Annotated in this window: 21 protein-coding genes, 1 tRNA gene and 1 pseudogene; 3 read left to right on the forward strand and 20 right to left on the reverse strand. The window is 72.1% G+C overall.

What is annotated here, in order from left to right:
* Nucleotides 1–146: 146 nt before the first annotated feature.
* From ACIQFY_RS15235 to ACIQFY_RS15275, 9 genes and pseudogenes are all read right to left on the reverse strand, one after another.
* Nucleotides 147–335, reverse strand: coding sequence for a hypothetical protein (locus tag ACIQFY_RS15235; RefSeq protein WP_066653419.1), 189 nt, complete (start codon nucleotides 333–335; stop codon nucleotides 147–149).
* Between the two features lie 36 nt (nucleotides 336–371).
* Nucleotides 372–707, reverse strand: a pseudogene (locus ACIQFY_RS15240) (aquaporin); the annotation flags it as partial.
* Between the two features lie 349 nt (nucleotides 708–1,056).
* The gene (locus ACIQFY_RS15245) at nucleotides 1,057–1,620 is read right to left on the reverse strand and encodes a hypothetical protein (protein ID WP_400340791.1); all 564 of its coding nucleotides are present in this window, start codon (nucleotides 1,618–1,620) and stop codon (nucleotides 1,057–1,059) included.
* Entirely contained in the window at nucleotides 1,617–2,192 is a 576-nt protein-coding gene (locus ACIQFY_RS15250; protein ID WP_066653411.1) for a DUF6286 domain-containing protein, read from the reverse strand. The genes ACIQFY_RS15245 and ACIQFY_RS15250 overlap by 4 nt, the downstream gene beginning before the upstream one ends.
* 12 nt (nucleotides 2,193–2,204) lie before the next feature.
* Nucleotides 2,205–2,537 carry a hypothetical protein gene (locus tag ACIQFY_RS15255; protein ID WP_066653408.1) on the reverse strand — a complete coding sequence of 111 codons (333 nt, stop codon included), beginning with the start codon at nucleotides 2,535–2,537 and terminating at the stop codon, nucleotides 2,205–2,207.
* Nucleotides 2,534–2,725: a DUF2273 domain-containing protein gene (locus ACIQFY_RS15260; RefSeq protein ID WP_066656066.1), complete on the reverse strand. Its 192-nt coding sequence runs from the start codon at nucleotides 2,723–2,725 to the stop codon at nucleotides 2,534–2,536. The genes ACIQFY_RS15255 and ACIQFY_RS15260 overlap by 4 nt, the downstream gene beginning before the upstream one ends.
* The gene (locus ACIQFY_RS15265) at nucleotides 2,718–3,173 is read right to left on the reverse strand and encodes an Asp23/Gls24 family envelope stress response protein (protein ID WP_066653406.1); all 456 of its coding nucleotides are present in this window, start codon (nucleotides 3,171–3,173) and stop codon (nucleotides 2,718–2,720) included. Before ACIQFY_RS15265 ends, ACIQFY_RS15260 begins: the two co-directional genes overlap by 8 nt.
* Nucleotides 3,174–3,461: 288 nt before the next feature.
* Nucleotides 3,462–6,248 carry an alpha/beta fold hydrolase gene (locus ACIQFY_RS15270; RefSeq protein WP_400340794.1) on the reverse strand — a complete coding sequence of 929 codons (2,787 nt, stop codon included), beginning with the start codon at nucleotides 6,246–6,248 and terminating at the stop codon, nucleotides 3,462–3,464.
* A gap of 132 nt (nucleotides 6,249–6,380) precedes the next feature.
* Nucleotides 6,381–7,490 (reverse strand): acyl-CoA desaturase, encoded by a 1,110-nt coding sequence (locus ACIQFY_RS15275; RefSeq protein WP_209685998.1) that lies wholly within the window; start codon nucleotides 7,488–7,490, stop codon nucleotides 6,381–6,383.
* 306 nt (nucleotides 7,491–7,796) lie between these two features.
* Here ACIQFY_RS15275 and ACIQFY_RS15280 point away from each other — a divergent pair, with 306 nt between their 5' ends.
* Complete coding sequence (locus ACIQFY_RS15280) at nucleotides 7,797–8,045, forward strand: hypothetical protein (protein ID WP_400340795.1); 249 nt, start codon at nucleotides 7,797–7,799, stop codon at nucleotides 8,043–8,045.
* A 12-nt stretch (nucleotides 8,046–8,057) separates the two neighbouring features.
* Here the strand turns inward: ACIQFY_RS15280 and ACIQFY_RS15285 are convergent, their stop codons facing one another.
* The 7 genes from ACIQFY_RS15285 to ACIQFY_RS15315 form a co-directional block, all read right to left on the reverse strand.
* Nucleotides 8,058–8,729 carry a DUF4166 domain-containing protein gene (locus tag ACIQFY_RS15285; protein ID WP_251160833.1) on the reverse strand — a complete coding sequence of 224 codons (672 nt, stop codon included), beginning with the start codon at nucleotides 8,727–8,729 and terminating at the stop codon, nucleotides 8,058–8,060.
* Nucleotides 8,726–9,355 carry an SRPBCC family protein gene (locus ACIQFY_RS15290; RefSeq protein ID WP_400340796.1) on the reverse strand — a complete coding sequence of 210 codons (630 nt, stop codon included), beginning with the start codon at nucleotides 9,353–9,355 and terminating at the stop codon, nucleotides 8,726–8,728. Before ACIQFY_RS15290 ends, ACIQFY_RS15285 begins: the two co-directional genes overlap by 4 nt.
* Nucleotides 9,356–9,435: 80 nt before the next feature.
* On the reverse strand, nucleotides 9,436–10,923 hold the full coding sequence (locus tag ACIQFY_RS15295) for a hypothetical protein (protein WP_400340798.1): 1,488 nt from the start codon (nucleotides 10,921–10,923) through the stop codon (nucleotides 9,436–9,438).
* Between the two features lie 89 nt (nucleotides 10,924–11,012).
* On the reverse strand, nucleotides 11,013–11,993 hold the full coding sequence (locus ACIQFY_RS15300) for a GNAT family N-acetyltransferase (protein WP_400340799.1): 981 nt from the start codon (nucleotides 11,991–11,993) through the stop codon (nucleotides 11,013–11,015).
* 122 nt (nucleotides 11,994–12,115) lie between these two features.
* A tRNA-Pro gene (locus ACIQFY_RS15305) sits at nucleotides 12,116–12,189 on the reverse strand.
* A 170-nt stretch (nucleotides 12,190–12,359) separates the two neighbouring features.
* Nucleotides 12,360–12,959 (reverse strand): hypothetical protein, encoded by a 600-nt coding sequence (locus tag ACIQFY_RS15310; RefSeq protein WP_400340801.1) that lies wholly within the window; start codon nucleotides 12,957–12,959, stop codon nucleotides 12,360–12,362.
* Complete coding sequence (locus ACIQFY_RS15315; RefSeq protein ID WP_251160837.1) at nucleotides 12,956–13,786, reverse strand: endonuclease/exonuclease/phosphatase family protein; 831 nt, start codon at nucleotides 13,784–13,786, stop codon at nucleotides 12,956–12,958. Before ACIQFY_RS15315 ends, ACIQFY_RS15310 begins: the two co-directional genes overlap by 4 nt.
* A gap of 71 nt (nucleotides 13,787–13,857) precedes the next feature.
* Here ACIQFY_RS15315 and ACIQFY_RS15320 point away from each other — a divergent pair, with 71 nt between their 5' ends.
* Together ACIQFY_RS15320 and ACIQFY_RS15325 are read left to right on the forward strand one after the other, a co-directional pair.
* The gene (locus ACIQFY_RS15320) at nucleotides 13,858–15,372 is read left to right on the forward strand and encodes a hypothetical protein (RefSeq protein WP_400340804.1); all 1,515 of its coding nucleotides are present in this window, start codon (nucleotides 13,858–13,860) and stop codon (nucleotides 15,370–15,372) included.
* Nucleotides 15,373–15,462: 90 nt separating this feature from the next.
* Complete coding sequence (locus ACIQFY_RS15325) at nucleotides 15,463–17,631, forward strand: RecQ family ATP-dependent DNA helicase (protein WP_400340806.1); 2,169 nt, start codon at nucleotides 15,463–15,465, stop codon at nucleotides 17,629–17,631.
* 215 nt (nucleotides 17,632–17,846) lie between these two features.
* Here the strand turns inward: ACIQFY_RS15325 and ACIQFY_RS15330 are convergent, their stop codons facing one another.
* The 4 genes from ACIQFY_RS15330 to ACIQFY_RS15345 form a co-directional block, all read right to left on the reverse strand.
* The gene (locus ACIQFY_RS15330) at nucleotides 17,847–18,716 is read right to left on the reverse strand and encodes an oxidoreductase (RefSeq protein ID WP_400340807.1); all 870 of its coding nucleotides are present in this window, start codon (nucleotides 18,714–18,716) and stop codon (nucleotides 17,847–17,849) included.
* A gap of 108 nt (nucleotides 18,717–18,824) precedes the next feature.
* Nucleotides 18,825–19,073 (reverse strand): hypothetical protein, encoded by a 249-nt coding sequence (locus tag ACIQFY_RS15335; protein ID WP_209686016.1) that lies wholly within the window; start codon nucleotides 19,071–19,073, stop codon nucleotides 18,825–18,827.
* 103 nt (nucleotides 19,074–19,176) lie between these two features.
* Nucleotides 19,177–19,611: a hypothetical protein gene (locus ACIQFY_RS15340; protein ID WP_400340809.1), complete on the reverse strand. Its 435-nt coding sequence runs from the start codon at nucleotides 19,609–19,611 to the stop codon at nucleotides 19,177–19,179.
* 338 nt (nucleotides 19,612–19,949) lie between these two features.
* Nucleotides 19,950–20,321, reverse strand: a complete 372-nt coding sequence (locus ACIQFY_RS15345; RefSeq protein WP_400340810.1) for a hypothetical protein — start codon at nucleotides 20,319–20,321, stop codon at nucleotides 19,950–19,952.
* Nucleotides 20,322–20,381 lie beyond the last annotated feature (60 nt).

Consider the following 20,381-nt stretch of genomic DNA (forward strand, 5'->3'; position numbering starts at 1 on the left):
GGGCACCCCGGCGCCCCCCGCGCCGCGCCCCCCCCGCCCCAGCGGTGCCCCCCCGGCGGCCGGGGCGGGGGGCCGGGGGGGGGGGGGGGGCGGCCGGGGGGGGGGGGGCCCCGGGGCCCCCCCGCCTCCCGTCCGTGGTCACCCCGTCAGTGCGAGGCGGCCTTCTCGATCTTCTTGCGGAGCTTCGCGCGCTGCTTCCGCGCGTGCGGGTCGTTCCAGGCCTTGCGGATGGTCTCGGCCGTGCTCGTCTTCTTCACGACGGGCCGGTTCGACCGGGACCCGATCCAGATGCCGACCAGGGCGATGAGCCCGATGACGATGATGCGGTTGCGCATGCTGTTCTCCTTCTCTCGGTGGGTGACCTCGTGGGGTCAGCCGGTGATGCGGCGGCGACCGCCGACGCGGACGATCAGGCCGGCGACGACCGCACCGAGGACCGGTGCGACGATGAAGACCCAGAGCTGGGCGAGCGGCGTGGCCCCACCGTAGACCGCGGCAGCGACGGAGCGTGCGGGGTTCACGAAGGTGTTGCTCACCGGGATGCTCACCAGGTGGATGAGGGTCAGGGTGAGGCCGATGCCGATCGGGGCGAGGGACTGGTACTCCTGCTTGGCGGTGATCGAGAGGATCACCGCGAGGAAGACCCCGGTGAGGACCGCCTCGGTCAGGAAGACGGCGCCGAGGCCGTACCCGCCCGGGCTGGCGCTGCCGAAGCCGTTCGAGGCGAAGCCGGCGTCGTGCGCGGCCCGGAAGGCGCCGGCCTAGCCCCGACGCCGCCGAGCACGAGCAGGAAGGTGCCGAAGAACTCGGACAGGTAGCGGGCCAGCGGGCTCCACTCGGCAGCGTCCTCGCGACGCTGCTCCGAGGTCGATGCGCTGACGGCTCCGTGGTTGCGTGCCATGTGGGGTCTCCTCCTGGGTCTGCGGACGGGAGGCTCGGGTCGCCTCCCGGGTTCGGCTGCGGCTGTGTGGACGGCCGGTTCCGGGCACGGAACGGCCGGGGGACGTCGGGCGTCCCCCGGCCTGTGGGTGGTGCTGCGTGGTGCTGGTGGTGCTGTTACTGGACGCGGGTGGTGCGTGCCAGTGCGGTGCGGGTGCCGCCGGTGAGGTGGACCAGGACCGGGATCTGTCGGCCGAGGGTCTGGTCGAGGGTGGTCAGGGCGTGGTCGACGGCGTCGAGGACGGTGACCGCGTCGCCGCCGCGGCGGACGTGGACCCGGATGCGTGCGGCGCGGGTCTTCTTGACCAGGTACGTGTCGACCTTCGCGGCGACGATGTCGTGGACGCCGGTGAGTTCGTGGTCGATGACGTCTCGCACGAGGGCGACGTTCACGGTGACCTGGTCCTCGCCGGAGCGTTCCCGGACCGCGACGCTGGTGCCGCCGCCACCGCGAGTGGCGATCACGATCACGGCGAGGACGATGACCACCGCGCAGACCGCGGCGATGATCCACAGTGCCTGGTCGGGCACGGTGACCTGCTGCGGCAGCGTCAGGTACGGCTGGAGGGCGTCGCGGACTGGTTGCAGGACCCCGGCGCCGATGGTGACACCGACGATGATGGCGATCAGGCCGATCAGGAGCAGCAGGACCCGGTTGAAGCCGCGGTTGGTGGTGGTCATGCCAGGGTTCCCTTCTGTTCCACGGTGACCTGCACCGACGAGCCGTGCTTGCCGCCGAGGCGACCGAGCCGGTCCCCGACGGCGTGCTCGACGGCGCTGGCGTCGACGGGGATGCCGGACAGGGGCACCACGTGCACCTGGGTGCGGTGCCCACGAGCGGACGCGGTCGTGTTGGCTTCCGGGACGCCTGCTGCGTGGGCGGCGGCGTTCGCGGCGGTGGAGGCCAGGATGCGGGTGTCGATCACGACCGCACCGCGGTCACGGTCGATCCCGGACCGGGGCTGCCGGCCGGGCTTGAGGGCCAGCACGACCAGGACGATGCCGAGGATCACCAGGGCGGCGGCGATGACCTCGATGATGGTGGTGAACGCGGCGTCGGGCGTGAGGGCGGTGTCGACCACGGTCTGCGGGTCCGCCAGCAGCGGCTGCTGCCCGATGGCCTTCAGGACCGCTTCGGTGCCGATCCACGCCGCGACCAGTGCGACGACGACCAGGGTGATCGCGACCGCGGTGGACCGGGACCGGTGGATGCTGCGACGACGCAGCCGCTTCTCGAGCTGTTCGGTGCTCATGTGCTCTGTCTCCTACCGGACCCGGCCCTCGTGCGCACGCACGATCCCGGTCAGTTCGATGTGGGTCCGACCCACGTGACGTCCCGCCAACTCGCCCACCCTGCGACCCACCGCGTCAGCGGCGGCAGCGGCCGCGGCGACGATGTCGGCTTGTTCGCGCACGGGACCCGTGACGTCGAGGACGATGGACCCCCGGTCGTCGTCGAGTCCCACGCGCAGACGCTTCGCGGGCACGCCGAGCTGTTCGGCTGCGGCTGCCCGCGCCAGCGCCGTGAGCGCTCGTGCGGTGATCTCGACGCGGCCCGGGACGGCAGTCGCGTCGACTCCTACCGGGCCGGCGCTCACCGGGAGCTCCGGCGTCCGGTCAGCACGTCGGTCAGGGCGCCGCGGTCGATCTTCCCGGTCGTGATCGCGGCCACGAGGGCACCGACCAGACCGAACACGATCACCAGGACGAAGCCCCAGAACCCGAACTGCAGTGCCACGACGGCGAGGATGGCGCCGATCAGCGCGCCGACGAGTGTGTTACTCAACGCGGGACTCCTTCTTGTCGTCGTTGTCGTCGTCATCACCCGGGATGAAGACGTCCTGGACGGTCACGTTCACCTCGGCGACCTCCATGCCCACGATCTGCTCCAGGGCGCGGGCGACCGACGAACGGACACCGTCAGCGACCTGCTGCAGCGACACCGGGTACTCCGCGACGATCACGACGTCCGCGGCGACCTGCTTCTCGCCGACCTCGACCTTGACGCCCTGACCGTGGTCACGCTGCCCGATCGCGTCACGGATCGCGCCGATCGCACGGGCAGCGCCGCCGCCCAGCGAGTGCACGCCGTTGACCTCACGAGCGGCGATGCCGGCGACCTTCGACACGACGGTGTCGTCGATCGTGGTCTTGCCCGAGGTGCCTGCAGCCGAGGCGTGAGTGCCCGCCGAGCGGGTCGTGGCAGCGGTCAGGTTGGTGGTGGTGTCAGCCATTGGTGTCTCCCTTCGAGGACCCGCCGGGACTCGTTCCCAGCGGTTGCTGTTCACGGATGAGACGGGCTGACACCGAGATTCGTCACGTCCCCCGTTCCGTGTCGGGCATTTCCCCAGGAAACGGACTTCGAGGGCCGTTCCTGTACCCCGATCTGCCACCGGAGTGCTCGTTGTGGTGCGCAACCGGACAGTGTCGGTGCGCTCCGGTCGGAAGACGCACGTCGACGACGGACGGGAGGCGCGACACCGGTCCGGTGCCGCGCCTCCCGTCCGTCCGTCCGCGCTCGCTCAGGGCGCCCCGCTCTGCCGGGCAACGAGCGCCGCCACCTCGGCGACGTGTGGTTCCCGCAGCACCGAGCTGTGCTCGGCGTGCACGCGCACCGCGTCCACCGGTCCCCGGAGGTACCGCGCCCACCGGGCCGGACCGGAGTCGTTGCCGTCGGCGACGACGAGCGTGACGGGGCCCGCGTACGGGCGCGGCTCCCACCGGCGGGACACGAGGAGCGCCTGGTCGAAGAAGGCCCGGAAGTGGCGCTGGCCCTGCCAGCGGACCACCCCGGCGCCGACGCCCCGAGCCCGGCGGCCGATGCGCGCGAACGGGGTGGCGGAGCGACTGCGGAGCGCACTCGTGCGCACGGCGAGCCGCCGGAGCACGCCGGGCACCGGACGCGCTGCCGGCCGGCCGAGGTCGAGCTGCCCGAACTCGACGGTGTCGGCCCGCTCGGAGGCCTGCTCGGGCAGGTGGGTGTCGAGCAGGACGACCCGGGCGACCTCGTGACCGGCACCGGCGAGCACCGAGGCCATCTCCAGGGCGACGAGGCCACCGAACGAGTGCCCGACGAGGGTGTACGGGCCGGAGGGCTGTACGACCCGCAGGAGCTCGATGTAGCGGCGGGCCATGGCCGGGATGCTCCAGTCCGGCACCGAGCGCCGCTCCAGACCGTGCTGCTGGAAGGCGAACACCGGACGGTCACCCAGGTGACGGGCGAGCGGGACGAACGTCAGTGCCAGGGCTCCGGCACCCGCGACGCAGAACAGGGGGTCGGCGTCGCCCGGTTCACGCGCCGTCAGCGTCACGACGTCCGGGTGACCGGGGACCGCGGCGGCGCCGAGGCGGATCCGCGCGGTGAAGCTGCGCAGCGTCGGGTGCCGGAGGAGTTCCGACGAGGGGACGTCCACGCCGAGCCGGTCGGAGACGGCGGCGAGCATCTCCTCCGCCGAGAGCGAGTCGCCACCGAGTGCGGAGAAGTCGTTGTCGAGCCCGACCGCCGGCAGCTCGAGCGGCCCGACGGCGGGCAGCCCGAGCACCTCGGCCCAGATCTGCCCGACCGCGAGCTGCCACTGGTCGTAGGTGTCCTCGCCGAACGCCGCGCCGTCTCCGCCCACCGTGGTGCTGAGCGCGGGTGCCTCGGGCAGGCGGGTCCGGTCGACCTTGCCGCGCTCGTTCCGGGGCAGCGTCGTCACCGGGACGATCGTGGTCGGCACCATGTGGTCGGGCAGCAGGTCGCGGAGGGCCCTGCGGATCGCGGCCGGTGACGGCGAGCGGCGACCCGGGCGGCTCACGACGTAGGCGACGAGCCGGGTCGGCGCGGGTGGGGCCTGCACCGCGACGACCGCCGCTTCCTGCACCGCGTCGACGGTGCGGAGCGCCGCCTCGACCTCGCTCGGCTCGACCAGGTGCCCGCGCACCTTCGCCGCGTCGTCGGCGCGGCCGAGCAGGGTGAGCCGGCCCTGGTCGTCGAAGCGTCCGAGGTCACCGACCGTCCACGTCGGCGTGCCGTCCGCGGCGGTGCCCGCCCGGTCTGCGGTCGCGTCCGGCGCGCCCCAGTACCCGCTCGTCATGGCGTCGGAGACGCAGACGACCGCACCGCTCTCGCCGACGTCGGCCACGGAGCCGTCGGGTCGGCGGACCTCGATGCGCTTGCCCGTGACGATCCTGCCGGCGGGCACGCTGCGCTCGGGCACCGGGTCCCCCGTGCGGATCTCGTGCACGGCGTACACGGCGGTCTCGCTCGACCCGGTCTGGTTGCAGAACGACGCGCCGGGGCCGAGCAGCGGCCGCAGCGCCGTGACGTCCGTGCCCGTCACCGCCTCGCCGAGGGTGGCGACGACGCGGAGCGCACGCAACCGGTCGTCGGAGGGGTCGAGGGCGCCGGTGATCGACCGCAGCAGGTGCGGGGTGGTGTGCAGTGTCGTCAGGCGTGCGTCGCGGACCCAGGTGACGAGGCGGTCGACGCCGGTGCGACGCGGATCGGCGACGTGCACGGAGGCACCGGCGTGCAGGGCCGACAGCACGAGCGTCAGCCCGGCGGCGAACCCGTGCGGGAGCACCGAGGCCACGCGGTCCGTCGGGACGAGCCGGAAGGCCTCCCGTTGGGCGACGCTGTCGACGACGAGCTGCCGGTGGGTCATCGTGACGCCCTTCGGCACCCCGGTCGACCCCGACGTGAAGACGACGACCGCCGGGTCGCGACCACCGCGTTCCCGGGCTCCCGGGACGACGGCGAGGTCGCCCTCGGTCGCGGCGGCGGTCCGAGCGTCTCCGAGCAGGTCCTCGAGCGACAGCACCCGGCCCTGCTCGGGGACGAGGGCCGCGGCGCGGTCGGCGTGCTCCGCGTCCGCGACGACGTCCACGATGCCGGCGAGCGCCACCACGTGCTGCAGCCGGGCCCCGGGGAGGGACGGGTCGAGCGCGACGACGACACGGCCCGCGTGCAGGAGTCCGAGGAGGGCGACGACCGACCCGGCACCGTGCGCGACCATCGCGCCGACGGGGACGGGTGCACGGCCCTGCTCGACGTCGACCCCGCGGCCGGTGTGGTCGTCGGGGGTGAGCTGTGCGTCCAGGAGCAGGCCGAGGGCGCGGGCGGTGCGGTCGAGGGCACCGTGGGTGGTCTCGCCGTGCTCGTCGACCAGGGCGAGGGCATGCGGGTCGCGGTCGGCGACGACGGCCAGACCGTCGAGGACGGACGGCTCCGTCCCCGCGTGCGGCGGCGCCGCCGCTCCGGGGTCCACCGTCGGCTGCCGCGTCGTCGTCCTGTCGGTCGTCGCCGTCGTGTCGGTCGCCGTGGTCACGAGGCCCCCTTCACCGTGCGCGCGGACTGTGGTCGCCCGACGGTACCTCGGGGGTGCGCTCCGCAGTGGGGGCTGTGCGGCAACCCGCGCAGACCTGCGAGGTCCCGCAGCCCGCCGGCGCGGAGGACCGCGTCAGTGGATGCGGAGCTCGGCGACCATCGGGCAGGCGAAGGGGTCGCGTGCGGCGAGACCGACCCGGTTCAGGTAGCGGACGACGATGCCGTACGACCGCAGCAGCGTCGTCTCGGTGTACGGCACGTCGAGCGTCTCGCAGTGGTCGCGGACCAGCAGGCGGGCCTGCTTCAGCGCCGGTCGCGGCATCGACGGGAACAGGTGGTGCTCGACCTGGTAGTTCAGGCCGCCCATCAGGAAGGAGACCCACCAGCCACCGCGGATGTTCCGCGAGGTCCGGACCTGTCGGGAGAAGAAGTCGACCTTGGCGCCGTGCGCGATGGTCGGCATGCCCTTGTGGTTCGGGGCGAACGAGGCGCCCATCATCACGCCGAACACGGCGAGCTGCACACCGAGGAACGCGCACGCCATGCCGAACGGCAGGAACCAGAACACGACCGTCAGGTAGATGCCGAACCGGGCGACGAGCATGCTGCCCTCGAGCCACCGGTGCCGTGCGTCGGCCTTCGTCCCGGAGCCCGTCACGATCGATGTCACGGCGTAGCGGTGCAGGTTGAGACCCTCGAGCGTGAGCAGCGGGAAGAACAGCCAGCCCTGGAAGCGCAGGAAGGTCCGCATCAGCGGGCCCTTCGCCGCGGCGGCGTCCTCGGGCAGGAAGCGGATGCCGTCGGGCGCGATGTCGGGGTCCTTCCCGACGGTGTTCGGGTTGCCGTGGTGGCGGGTGTGCTTGTTCATCCACCACGAGTAGCTCAGGCCGACCATGAACGTGCCGAGCCACCGGCCCGCGTGGTCGTTCCACTTCTGCGACGCGAACACCTGACGGTGCGCGGCCTCGTGCGACAGGAACGCGAACTGCGTGAAGATGACCCCGAGCGCTCCCGCGACGATCAGCTGGAACCACGAGTCACCGAGGAACGCGAACGCCACCCAGGCCAGCGCGAGACCTGCGACCAGGCTGCCGAACAGGGACCAGTAGAAACCGGTGCGCCGACGGAGCAGGCCGTTCTCCTTCACCTGCGCCAGGAGCGCGGAGTAGGTGGACGTACCGTTGCGGCTGCCCGGACCGGGTCGGGTCCGGGTGTAACCGGGGGCGAGCGGGGTGGTCGTCATCGAGGACCGACCTTCTGTGGTGAGCGATCCTTCGACCGATCCGGAGAGTTCACGCATCCGCGCTTCCGGCGACAGTAGGTCACGGAACCGGGAGAACGCCTGGACGGCGCGCGCACGTCCGGGAAACGCAACCCGTGGCGGACGGGAGGCGCTGGGCGACGCCGCCACGCGCCTCCCGTCCGGCGGCCGGTGGCGGTCCGCCGGGCGCCCACGCGCGGCGACCATCGTTGCGGGATCGAGACGGCCCGTCACCCCGGTGCGTGCGAGCCTGGTCGCACCTGACCACGGGAGCGGACGGAGCACGCTGTGGACCGAGCGATCGCGTGGGTCGTGCTGGCACTCGTCACGGCCGTGCCGGCACTGCTCCTCGCCGTCACGCGGGTGAGCTCGTGCGCCGATGCGGCGCCGGGTGCGGGCACGAGCCGGTGCACGAGCGGACCCGTGCTCGGGGTCACCGGGTCGTGGTCCGCCGGTGCGGTCGCCGTCGTGGTCGTCGCGATCGCGGTCGTCCAGGTCGTGCGGGCGGTCCGTTCCGGGCGGCCGCCGACGGACTGACGGTCGGTGCCGTCAGGTCCGCGCTTCGGTGCGGACCGGCTTCAACCGGTCCGGCGCGTCGGTGGCGGGGGTCCACTCGCACGTGAACGTCCCGCGGTACCCGAACAGGAAGCCGAACACGCGGTTGTGCACCTCGAGGTCGACGTGGAACGCCTGGTCGTCCTCCGACCACCACTCGTGCAGGGTGGCGCGACCGCTCAGGAGCATCGGGAACCGGAACGAGACCGGCCCCTCGTGGAACCGCTGCGCGTCGGACGTCAGCACGAGCCCGCCCCGCTCGTCCACCGCCAGGTCGAGGTCGACCGCCAGGTGCTGGTGCGTGCCGAGGTAGTCGAGCACCCTGCCGTCGACGAGCACCATCGTCGCGTCGAAGCGCGCCGTGCGACCGGGCCTGGTCTCGTACGTCCGCACGAACGTCACCGTCTCGCGGCCGAGCTCGTCGCGGTACGGGTGGTTCTCGATCGTGAACGGCACGTCCTCCCCCACGTCGGGAACCAGGATGTTCCGGAGCCGTCCGATCTGCAGGAAGGGGACGGTCCACCACGGGCCGCGTCGGATCGACGACATGACGCCACGTCCGGTGCAGGCCTCGCCGGCGTCGAGGCCGACTCCGAAGCGTCGTCGCATCATCGGGTGGAGTCGCTGGAAGTCGGCGCCGAGCGCCTCCTCGAACACGGACGTCATCGGTCGTCCCTCGGGTCGGGCAGCGTCGCCAGCGTCGCCGGCGCATCGTGCAGGTGGTCGGTGCGTCGGGCGCTGCCTGCGGGTGCCCGCAGCGTCCTGGAGGCTCGTGGCCGGTCCCGGCGCCAGGGCTGCAGGACCGAGGTGAGCGGCCACGCCTCCGGTGCGGGTCCGCCCTCGAGCCAGATCCGGAGGCGGTCGAAGCTCCACGCGGTCGCCCAGCCGAGGAGCGGCCGGACGACCAGGTCCAGCGGCCCCCATCCGCCGTGGTAGTCGTAGCCGGTGATGAACCGCGTGCGCCCGTCGTCGGTCGGGACGTAGCGCCAGTAGCCCCGGCCCGTGCGGATCGGCGAGAGGCGGTCGGCGGTCCCGAAGCGCAGCGCCGACGTGCGCGATCCGTCCGGGCGGCGGCGTTCCCCGATGCTCACGCCGGTGCCGTGCACGTCGTGCAGCGGCGAGCGTCGGACGTAGCGGAAGTGCGTCGGTGCCCCGTCCTCCGCGCCCGCGGGCACGATCTCCGAGAACCGGACGTCCCAGCGCACGTGCTGCTCGGGGTCCTGCGTCGCGGCCCACACGCGGTCGAGGTCCGCATCGATGACCGTCTCGACGTAGATGCCCCTGGTCCCCACGTGCTGACAGTAGCGCCTGCGCGGCGGACACCGGCGTCACGCCGGGGACGGGTCGTCGCGGCGGTGCCGTCGGTCGTGTATCAGCCGTTCCAGGCGTCCCGCAGCGCGCGTTCCAGGTCGGTGCGGTCCGATCCCCGCTCTTCCCCGTCACGGAGCGGTTCGGCCGTCAGCTCCCCGTCGCGGAGCGTCAACTCCGTCGTGCTGTCGGTGCCGCGGTCGACGAGGCTCACGTGCAGCCCGGTGCCGTCCGGCAGCACCGGTCGCAGGGCAGCGACGAACGCCGGCACCTGACCTGCGTCGGACAGCGTGGCCGCGACCGACTGGTTCGTGTCGAACTGCTCCGACGACGCCGGGAGGAAGCCCCGCAGCTCCGTGCCGACGTCGATCGACCGGCCCAACATCGCCGGGGAGCCGCTCACGGACAGACGGTCCGTGTCGTCCGCAGCGTCCCGGTCAGCAGCGTCGTCGTTGCCGTCAGCGGGATCGGCCTGCGGACCGACGCGGATCGACTCCACCGGGTCGGCCGGAGCAGCGGCGGCGAGCGCCGTCGCCGTCGCGAGGACCTCGTCCGGGTCGTCGACCGTGACCCGCACCCAGGACGGCGTGAGCTCGACGGCAGCGACCCCCGGCCGCGCCGCGATCGCAGCGAGCCGGTCCGCCTCGGCGTAGTCGGCGGCGTCGGGCAGGTCGTCGTCGCCTCGGGGCTGGTCCTTCGTGACGATGCCGCCGTCCACGATGACCTGCGCGTCCGGTGCGGCCTGCTGTGCGAGCGCCGTCGCGTCCCCGACGTCGTCGAGGTCCGCGAGGTGCATCTGGAGACGACCCGGCGTGACGGAGGCGCGGGTCACCTCGTGCTCGGCACGCACACGCTCGTACGCGGTGATCTCGGGCGTCGGGTCACCGACGGTGTCGTCCGTCCCGGCGATGTCGTTCGCGATCCGCAGGTCCGGCACGTCGTCGGAGCGGATGACGTCCTGCTGCGCCGACGACCAGGACGCCGACGTCGACGCCGTGTCCCAGTCGGACGACGTGGCGATCCGCCGCACCGACTCCCAGCCGGCCACCAGGTCATCGGCATCGCGGACGGTGAGTGCGATGCGACCTCCGCCGGTGCCGGAGGCGGACGGAGCGTCGACGTCGCCACCGAGCCAGCGGTCGTCGCCGCGGAGCCGATCGACGACGGCGAGCAGTCGGTCGTTCTCGGAGGCGCGTTCCTCCAGGAAGAACCCGAACCCGTCGGCCTCCATCGAGCCGCGGTACGTCGTACCCGGGCCGGAGGCATCGCGGATCCAGCGTCCGACCTCGTCGGTCACGCGTCGAAGGTCGGCGTCGGACAGGTCGTCCTCGGTGGTCACGGTGACGGACGCTTCGCCGGCGAACGGCAGGTTGTTCGTGCCCGAACCGCGCACGGACCGCACACCGTCGACTGCCGACAGCTCGCGCTCGGCCTTCTCGGCACCCGCACTCCCCGCGTTGACGTTGCCGGAGCACCCGGTGAGCAGCAGGACCCCGGTCAGCGTGGCGGCCAAGAGCGCGGCGGACCCCGTGCGTCGTCTCCCCCAGAGCATGGCGGGAGCGTACCGCAGCGGTCTGCGCCGGCCCTGTCGCCCTCCGTCCGGCGTCAGCAGCGGCTCCAGCGAACCGGGTCGGTCCTCGGTCACCTGACGGGCCGCGACCCCGGCATCCCGGGCCAGCCGTCCGGCGTCACCCAGGCCAACGTGGCGCAGACCGCCCGACCGCTGGCGAGGGCGCTACGCAACGAGGGGGTGTTGTCGGCGTGGACGTGCCCCCAGAGCACGTCGGCCTCCGTCGCCGGGAGCCGCCGTGCCAAGGCCCGGAGGACCGCCGGCCCGAGTGCCTGTCCGCGGTGGTCGTCGTCGAGCGCGATCTCCTCGACGACGAACCCGGTGAACCCGTACGCGTCGTCCCGAGCGGCGGCGACGACACCGGCGTCCCGTCCGTCGACCACGACCTCGAACAGGAATCCCTGTTCGTCGGCGTCGCCGAGCCCGTCCTCGTCGGCGGGCGCCGCCCACTCGTCCAGGTCGGGCGTGACGCGACGGACGGTCTCGTAGATCGCGGCGACCCTCGGCGCCGCAGCCTCGGGCGTGGTCGGGACGAGTTCGACCGCGGAGGCTCCCGGCGTCTGCTCACGACCGGCGATCACCGACACCGGCCCCGCGACCACGAGTTGGTCGGGTGCCACCGAGGACCCGTGTCCGGCCAGAGCGCGGACGCGCAGGAGGTCTCCGGGGAGTCGGACGCGGAAGCAGAGCGGCGAGAAGGCCCGGAAGTCCTCGAGCACGGAGCCGAGCTCCGCCAGACCGGCTGCGTCGGGGCGCACGCTGGTCGCGATCACGTCGACGAACGGCTTCGACACGTCGCGGCCGCGGAAGCGGATGCCGGTGAGGGCCCATCCGCCGGAGGGCAGCACGACGACCCGGTTCGCCCAGTCGAGCGGGTCCGGGACGGCGAGTCCGACGGCGTCGCGGACCGCCGCTCCCCACGAGGTGTCCCCCACCAGTGCGAGGTCGGGTCCGACCGTCCGCAGCAGGTCCGATCGCCAGTGCTCGTTCCAGCGGGCCAGGTGCTCCGGCGCCCACGGCACGAGGGCGGTGAGCAGATCGTCGTCGTCCATCCCGGTCGACGCTAGGAGGCCGAGCAGCGGCGGCGCAAGAGCGGCTGGCACCGCTCCCCCGTGCGGAACGCGGAGAAGCCCCCGGCGAGAACGTGTCTCGCCGGGGGCTTCATCGGTTTCGGTCGGGCTGACAGGATTTGAACCTGCGACCCCTTGACCCCCAGTCAAGTGCGCTACCAAGCTGCGCCACAGCCCGTGAGCTCTCACGAGCTCTGAGCCCCGAGAGGCTCGGAACTCCGTCTCCGGCGTTCCACCGCCCGCGTCCGACCGGAGCGCGAGCAGCCCGTCAAGCATAGCGGACGCCGGACCCTGCTCGTGCCACGGCGCGTCGCCGCCTCCACGGGAGCGATCGGCCGGGCCGGGCCGTCAGCCCCGCGGCGAGCGCGCTGGCTGCCGCACCACGTCCCGCTCGGCCGCCAGCCACGGCAGCGCGAGCCCCACGAGCAGCCCGCCGAGCCCGTCCGCGGCCAGGTCGCCGATCGTGTCGTCGTACCCGACGTAGATCGCCGAGTCGACGTAGTTGTGCCCGAGCCACTCGCACATCTCCCACACGGACCCGATCGCGAGTCCGAGGGTGAACACCAGGAGCGACACGGTCACGCGTCCGGCGTCCGGGGCGTGCGGCACGAGCCGGAGGTCCGCGGCGATCACCGCGAGCAGCGCCGCGAGCAGTCCGGTCAGGACGACGTGGATCAGCTTGTCCCAGAGGAACACCGACGTGTACCACTCGAGCGCGCTCGACCACCCGGCGACGAGCACCAGCACGCAGACCGCCAGGTCGAACGCGGGCCGGAGTCCGAGCATCCGCGGCAGGACCACCCCGAACAACGCGAGCGACATCACCGCGAACGACGTGCTCCCCCAGCCGATCGTGGCCACGGGGATGCTGAGGAGCGTCAGGACCCGCACCACGTCGGCCGGCAGGAACCGCCGGCGCAGGAAGGTCAGCCCGAGCGAGCGCATCACGAGGCCCACCGCACGACCGCGTGCACGGCCGCGTGGTCGGAGGGCCAGACACCGCCCGGTCGGCGCACGTTCACCGCGACCCGGTCGACGACGGCGTCCTCGGTCACGAGCACCCCGTCGATCCGCCGGCCGCCGACACGCGGCTCCCGGTAGTGCGGGTACGTCCCGTAGGCCTCCCCCACCTGCCGGGAGGCTCGTCCCCAGCTGTCGACGACCCCCGCGTCCGCCAGTGCTCGCCAGGGTGCCGACCCGGCCGGGCAGTTCCAGTCGGCCATCACGACGGCCGGCAGTCCGCGCTCGCGGACGATGCGCCCGAGCAGCTGCGCGCCGCGCAGCCGTGCCCAGGACGAGGCGACGTCGAGGTGCGTCGCGATCGCGGTGAACTCCCGCCCGGTGGTGCGGTCCGCGACGACGGCGCCGACGGCGTGCCGCGGGAAGGCCGTCGCCCAGGACCGTGAGCCCGGGCGCGACGGCGTCCGGGACAGCGCCCACGTGCGCCGCTCGACGACGTCGAGGCGCTCCCGGTCGAGGAACAGGCCGACCGCCTCGCCACCGCCACGCGCACCGCGACCGACGACCACGGGTTCCCAGCGTGACCCGAGACGGGCCGTGAGGTCCGCGGTCTGGGCGGGCAGTGCCTCCTGGACGGCCAGCACCGTCGGCTGCTCGCTGGCGACGAGCGCGACGACGGCGTCGCGGCGACGTTCCCACGCGTCGGCGTGACCGGGCGCGTGCGGCACCCGACGTCTGACGTTGAGGGTGGCGCAGTGCACCTCGGGGGCCACCACCGCCCCGATCGTCGGGTGGTCGTCCGGCGCGGATGGCATGCACCCTGTCTACGAGACGACACCTGTTGCGCTCACAGGGTGTCGTGACGGTCCCTCGTAGGGTGGCTCGGATGCGTTGCGCTCGTCCCACCCGTACCCTGCTCGCACTGTCGGTCGCCGGGCTCCTGCTCGGCGCTGCCGGCTGCACCTCCCACGACGACGCGCCGACGGTCGCGCAGCTGGCACGGTCCTCCGCCGACTCGGTGGACGTCGTGGCCCAGCAGGACCCGTCGGCGCGCTCCGTCGCCGCGAGCCGAGCGCTGTTCGCGTCGGCTCCCGGTGCGGTCGTGGCGTCGGCCTCCGACGCGGGTGCGGTGCGCGACGCGGCGAGCGCCGCGCGTGCGGCGCACGTCCCACTGCTGCTGACGTCCGACGGCGGCACGCCCTCGTCGACACCGTCCGCCGACGCAGGCGACGACGGTGACCGGGTGGCAGCCGAGCTCCGCCGGCTCGGGGCCGACTGGTACCAGGCCGAGGGCAGCGTGGCGGTCGACACCGACGTCCCGGAGCAGGACGCGCCGGAACGGGGCGACGTGCCCGAGGCGAGCGATGCCTCCCGTGCGGCGACCGTGGTCGTGTCCGACCGTCGGTCGGAGGCCGCAGCCGTGGCCACGGCGGAGGCTGCCGGCGCCCGTGTGGTCGCGATGCCGGACGGCGTGACCGACCCGGCTGCCGCCCCGGACGTCGTGTCGGCCCTCCACGACCGCGCGGAGCACCCGACCGTGCTGGTCGGCTCGGCGTTCGGCGACCTGCCGGACCCGCAGTGGACGGTCCGGGCGGCGGAGAGCGGTTGGCAGCTGCCGCACGGCGGGCAGCGGCCCTTCGACGGACACCGCTACGTGGCGCTGTACGGCGCTCCCGGCGCGCCGGTGCTCGGGGTGCTGGGCGAGCAGAACCCGGCGGCGACCGTGCGCCGCGCCGAGGGGACGGCGAAGGAGTACGACGGGCTCGGCGACGAGCCGGTGACGCCCGCGATGGAGGTCATCGCGACCGTCGCCGCCGGGGACGCCGGGGCCGACGGCGACTACTCGACCGAGCTGCCGGCGTCGACGCTGGAGCCCTACGTCGACGCGGCGAGCGACGCCGGGATGCCGGTCATCCTCGACCTGCAGCCGGGGCGGTCCGACTTCCTGTCGCAGGCGAAGCGGTACGAGTCGCTGCTCGCGAAGCCGAACGTCTGGCTCGCACTCGACCCGGAGTGGCGACTGACCGCCGACCAGGTGCCCCTGCAGCAGATCGGCAGCGTCTCGGCGTCCGAGGTGAACGAGGTCTCGTCGTGGCTCGCCGACCTGGTGCGGTCGAAGGGGCTACCGCCGAAGGCGTTCGTCCTGCACCAGTTCCGGCTGTCGATGATCCAGGACCGGTCGTCGCTCGCGTCGCACCCGGAGCTCGACGTCCTCATCCACGTGGACGGGCAGGGCTCGCAGCCCGACAAGCAGGCGACCTGGAAGGCGCTGCACCAGGACGCACCGGAAGGCGTGCACTGGGGCTGGAAGAACTTCTACGACGAGGACACGCCGATGCTCTCGCCGCAGCAGACGATGGCCGACGTGCAGCCGACGCCGTCGCTCATCACGTACCAGTAGCGGGGTCGCGTCTCGTCGCGTCCTGTCGTGGTGTCCACAGCCTGGAGGGCCGGGGCACGGTGCGTCGGCGGGTGCTGACAGCATGGGGTCATGTCTGGTCTCGGTGTCGGTTCGTCCGTCGGCTCACCTGCTCCTGCGGCGGCCCCGCCGTCCGCCGAGATCGCTGCGGAAGCGCAGGCGGCCCTCGCCGCCCTGACCGGGCGACCGGACGCGGTCTTCCACCCCGGGCAGCTCGAGGCCATCTCGGCGCTCGTCGAACACCGGCAGCGTGCCCTCGTGGTGCAGCGCACCGGGTGGGGCAAGTCGGCCGTGTACTTCCTCGCGACCCTGCTGCTGCGGCGACGTGGCGGCGGCCCGACCGTGCTCGTCTCGCCGCTGCTCGCCCTCATGCGCGACCAGGTCGCAGCGGCCGCGCGGGCCGGCGTCCGCGCGGTGTCGATCAACTCGGCGAACGCGCACGAGTGGGCGGACACGCAGGCGGCCCTCGCGCGTGACGAGGTCGACGTGCTCCTCGTCTCCCCCGAGCGCCTCAACAACCCGCGATTCCGCGACGAGCAGCTGCCGACGCTGATCGCCCGGATGGGCATGCTCGTCGTCGACGAAGCGCACTGCATCTCCGACTGGGGACACGACTTCCGCCCCGACTACCGCCGGCTCGCCGAGCTCATCCGCTCCCTCCCCCAGGGTGTCCCCGTGCTCGCGACGACGGCGACCGCGAACGAGCGCGTGGTCGAGGACGTCGCGGAGCAGCTCACCGCGGGCCCGGACGCTCCCGTCTTCACGATCCGCGGTTCCCTGGCGCGGGCGTCGCTCCGGCTCGGCGTCCTGACGCTGCCGGACGCCCGACAGCGCCTCGGGTGGCTGCTCGCGCACCTCGGCGACCTGCCCGGCAGCGGCATCATCTACACGCTGACCGTGTCCGGGGCCGAGGACATCGCCCGACTCCTGCGCGAGAACGGGTACGCCGTCCGCGCCTACACCGGGCGGACCGACACCGAGGAACGCGAGCAGCTCGAGCAGCAGCTCAAGGGCAACGAGCTCAAGGCGCTCGTCGCGACGAGTGCGCTCGGGATGGGCTTCGACAAGCCGGACCTCGGGTTCGTCGTGCACGTCGGCGCTCCCTCGTCGCCCGTCGCCTACTACCAGCAGATCGGCCGCGCCGGGCGTGCGACCGACAACGCCGACGTGCTGCTCCTGCCCGGACGCGAGGACCGCGAGATCTGGCAGTACTTCGCGAGTGCGTCGATGCCGACCGAGGCCCGCGCCTCCGCCGTCCTCGGCGCGCTCTCCACCGACACGGCGATGTCGACCGTCGCGCTCGAGGGCCTCGTCGACATCAAGCGATCGACACTCGAGCTCCTGCTGAAGGTGCTCGACGTCGACGGTGCCGTGCACCGTGTCGCCGGCGGCTGGGTCTCGACCGGGCAGCCGTGGCAGTACGACGCAGCCCGGTACGAGCGGGTCGCCGCCGCTCGCGAGGCCGAGGCCGCGTCGATGCTCGCGTACGAGTCCACCTCGGCGTGTCGCATGCAGCTGTTGCAGCAGGACCTGGACGACCCCTCCGCCGAACCCTGCGGGCGGTGCGACAACTGTGCCGGTGTCTGGTACCCGACGTCGATCTCGGAGTCGGACACCTCCGGTGCGGCTGCCGCGCTCGACCGGGTCGGCGTCGAGATCGCGCCGCGCGCGCAGTGGCCGTCCGGCATGGCCTCGCTCGGCGTGCCCGTGAAGGGCAGGATCCCGGCCGGCGAGCTCGTCGAACCGGGCCGCGCCGTCGCCCGGCTCACCGATCTCGGCTGGGGCGGGCCGCTCCGCGCGCTGTTCTCGGCCACCACTCCGGACGGACCCGTGTCCCGCGAGCTGGTCGACGGGTGCATCCGCGCCCTGAAGGACTGGCCCTGGGCCGAGCGGCCGACCGGTGTCGTGGCGATGTCCTCGCGCTCGCGGCCGGAGCTCGTCGGGTCGTTGGCGCAGGCGCTGTCGTCCATCGGGCGGCTGCAGTTCCTCGGGACCCTCGGACGGAGCGGCGGGGAGCCCCGCGGCGACGGTGCGACGAACAGCGCCTACCGGCTGGCCGGGGTGTGGGACACCTTCGTGGTGGACCCGGAGCTGGCTGCGGCGTTGGCGTCGCACCAGGGACCGGTGCTGCTCGTCGACGACCTGGTGGACAGCCGGTGGACGGTCACCGTCGCCGGGCGGGCGCTCCGGCGTGCCGGCGCCTCGGCCGTGCTGCCGTTCGCGCTCGCGACCGTGGCCTGACGCCGGCCGGGTCCGGCAGACCGTGTCCGTGGTCCGTCCGGTGGCGCGGGGTGCGGGCTGCGGGCTGCGGGGCGCGGGGTGCGGGCTGCGGGGTGCTCCCGCACAACCGGAAGCACGTCGTGCCAGGGATTCCCGTGGTGCGACGTGCTCCCGGTTGTGCAGGCGTCGGTGCGTGCCGACTCCAGCTTCGGCTCCGCCCGCATGCGCCGCTCGGGTCAGGCCGCGCCGATCGCGTCCAGCTCGCGGATCGCGTCCGCCGGCAGCGTGATGCCCGCGCCCTCGACGTTCTGCCGCAGGTGCTCCACGGATGACGTACCCGGGATGAGCAGGATGTTGTCCGAGCGCTGGAGCAGCCATGCGAGGGCGACCGACAGGCGCGACTCCCCCAACCGCTGCGCGACGGTGTCGAGCGCCTCGGACTGGATGGGCGAGAATCCGCCGAGCGGGAAGTACGGCACGTAGGCGATGCCCTCGGCCGCCGTGAGGTCGACGAGGTCGTCGTCGCCCCGCTGCGCCACGTTGTACATGTTCTGCACGCAGACCACGGGCGCGATCCGGAGGGCCTCGACGAGCTGCGCGCCCGTCACGGTCGACAGTCCGAGGTGGCGGATCTTGCCCTGCTGCTGCAGTTCGGCGAGTGCCTCGAACTGCGGTGCGATGCTGCCCGACTCCGGGGCGTCGAACCCGCCGACACGGAGGTTCACGACGTCGAGCTGCTCGAGACCGAGCCGCTCGAGGTTCGCGTGCACGTCCTCGACGAGCTGCTCGGGCTTCCGCGCCGGCGGCCACTGCCCCTTGTCGTTCCGGCGCGAACCGACCTTGGTGACGATGTGGACCTGCTCCGGGTACGGGTGCAGGGCTTCGCGGATGATCTCGTTCGTGACGTGCGGGCCGTAGAAGTCCGCGGTGTCGATGTGGGTGATGCCGAGCTCGACCGCCGTGCGCAGCACGCGGACGGCCTCGTCACGATCGGCCGGCGGGCCGAAGACGTGCGGGCCGGCGAGCTGCATCGCGCCGTAGCCGAAGCGGGTGACCTCGAGGTCGCCGAGGTCGTAGGTGCCACCGGGCAGGCTGATCGTCGTCATGGTTCGACGATGCTCCCGATCACTGCGGTGTGCCTGGCCCTGGTTGTCCCCTGGTCCGCATTCCCAGTGAGCAAAGAGACCAACCGCCGGGTCACGACGACGCGACGTTCATCGCACCAGATCCGCCTTGCCCGGCCACTCGCCGAAGTGTTCCTGTAGTTCAGAGAACGACACGATGACGGTACCCGGATCACTCTCATCACATCCGATGACTTTCCATCCAGATTGCTCGAGCGCGACCGCGAGCGGCGCACCGACGTGACCGCGCAGGACGACTCGAACGCCCGCGGCCGGCTCACCATCTCGTACCGTGCACGCGGCCTCGAGGAGTTCCTCGAACTCGGGAAAGTCCTTCACAGTGCTTGACGGTTGATCAGCTGCAAGAACGACGATCGTGGTCGGACCGAATGTCTGCGAGACTTCGCGGGATCAGCCCGTACCTGCCTCGCGCGATGTGGATCTATCCGTCAGCATCGACGGGCCAAGGACCGATCTGATCGTCAAGTGCTTGCTTGCCGAAGCTCGCTTGATAGGAAAGTTTCGCCAGGAGATCAGGGTTCTTCGGGTATGCCACGTCCTTCCAGCCCGCTGCAACCGCGATGGGCCCGATTGCGACCTGTGGATTCGTTCTGATCCTCAGGATGACGCCGCGATCAGGCTCCTTGCCCTGCACAGACCATGCAAGCGGCAGAACTTCATCGACGAGCTGCGCCACCTTCTCCTCGGATGTGCCAGCTTCGGGAGCTGTGATCTGGACTGCGATCGCGTAGTGCTTCGACAAGCCGTCCGTGGTCTGCTCGTACTCAACCGTAGCTTCGGATACATCAGGCAGCCCGTTGAGACGCTGCGCAACCTTGTCCTGCGATTGCGTCTCGGTGGAGTTATCGTTCGACATGGAACATCCTCCCGATGCGACAGAAACGGCAATCAGAATCCCCAGGACAGCGGCTTTCCGCATCGTCATCTCTCGGCCTGGTAGTCGGTCACGGTCTTGTTCCCGCAAAGGAATCGGCTGACATCCACCTCGGATTGCCGGTAAGCCGAATCGGATCCGGCATGTCGATGGGCGTCTTCGGCCATCAGCCCGTAGCGCGTGCCCACATGTGCAGAACCAGCATTGACGGCCCCTTCAAGTTCTGATCATCCGATGATTCGACGACAATGGCCTGATCGGGGAAGCATTCTGGCAGCTTTCTAGGCCATTCACCCGATACCCGACTCGCGCCCCTGCCGTTATTCCCCGGGCCACATGCCAAACATCTGCTCCATGACCGAGGTGGAGAACGTGATCTGGTAGGGCAGATTCGGATTACTCGCGAAAGACGGCAACTCAGCTTCGCGGGCCAACTTGATGAGATTCACGTCAGAATCACGTCCAACAGAAAGCGCGACCCCGTTGTTCAGCTTGTGTTCATTCACAGACCATCCAATCTGCAGTAGATCCCGCAGTACCACGCTCTTGTCTTCGTCCTCGAACAGGGAGGACGGTCTGAAATTGACGGTCGTCCCCCACTCCGATGTGAACCCGGAGCGGTAATTTCGCAGCTCCACGGTCGCATCCTGGATACCAGGTACCTCGGCCGCTGCGGCGGACGCCTGCTCCACCGTGCGACCGTGCTGCGCGTTCGCCGTACACGACGTGAGCATTGCCGTGAGACCCACTGA

It is taken from the genome of Curtobacterium sp. NPDC092190 (assembly GCF_044755625.1).
Taxonomy (GTDB): Bacteria; Actinomycetota; Actinomycetes; order Actinomycetales; family Microbacteriaceae; genus Curtobacterium.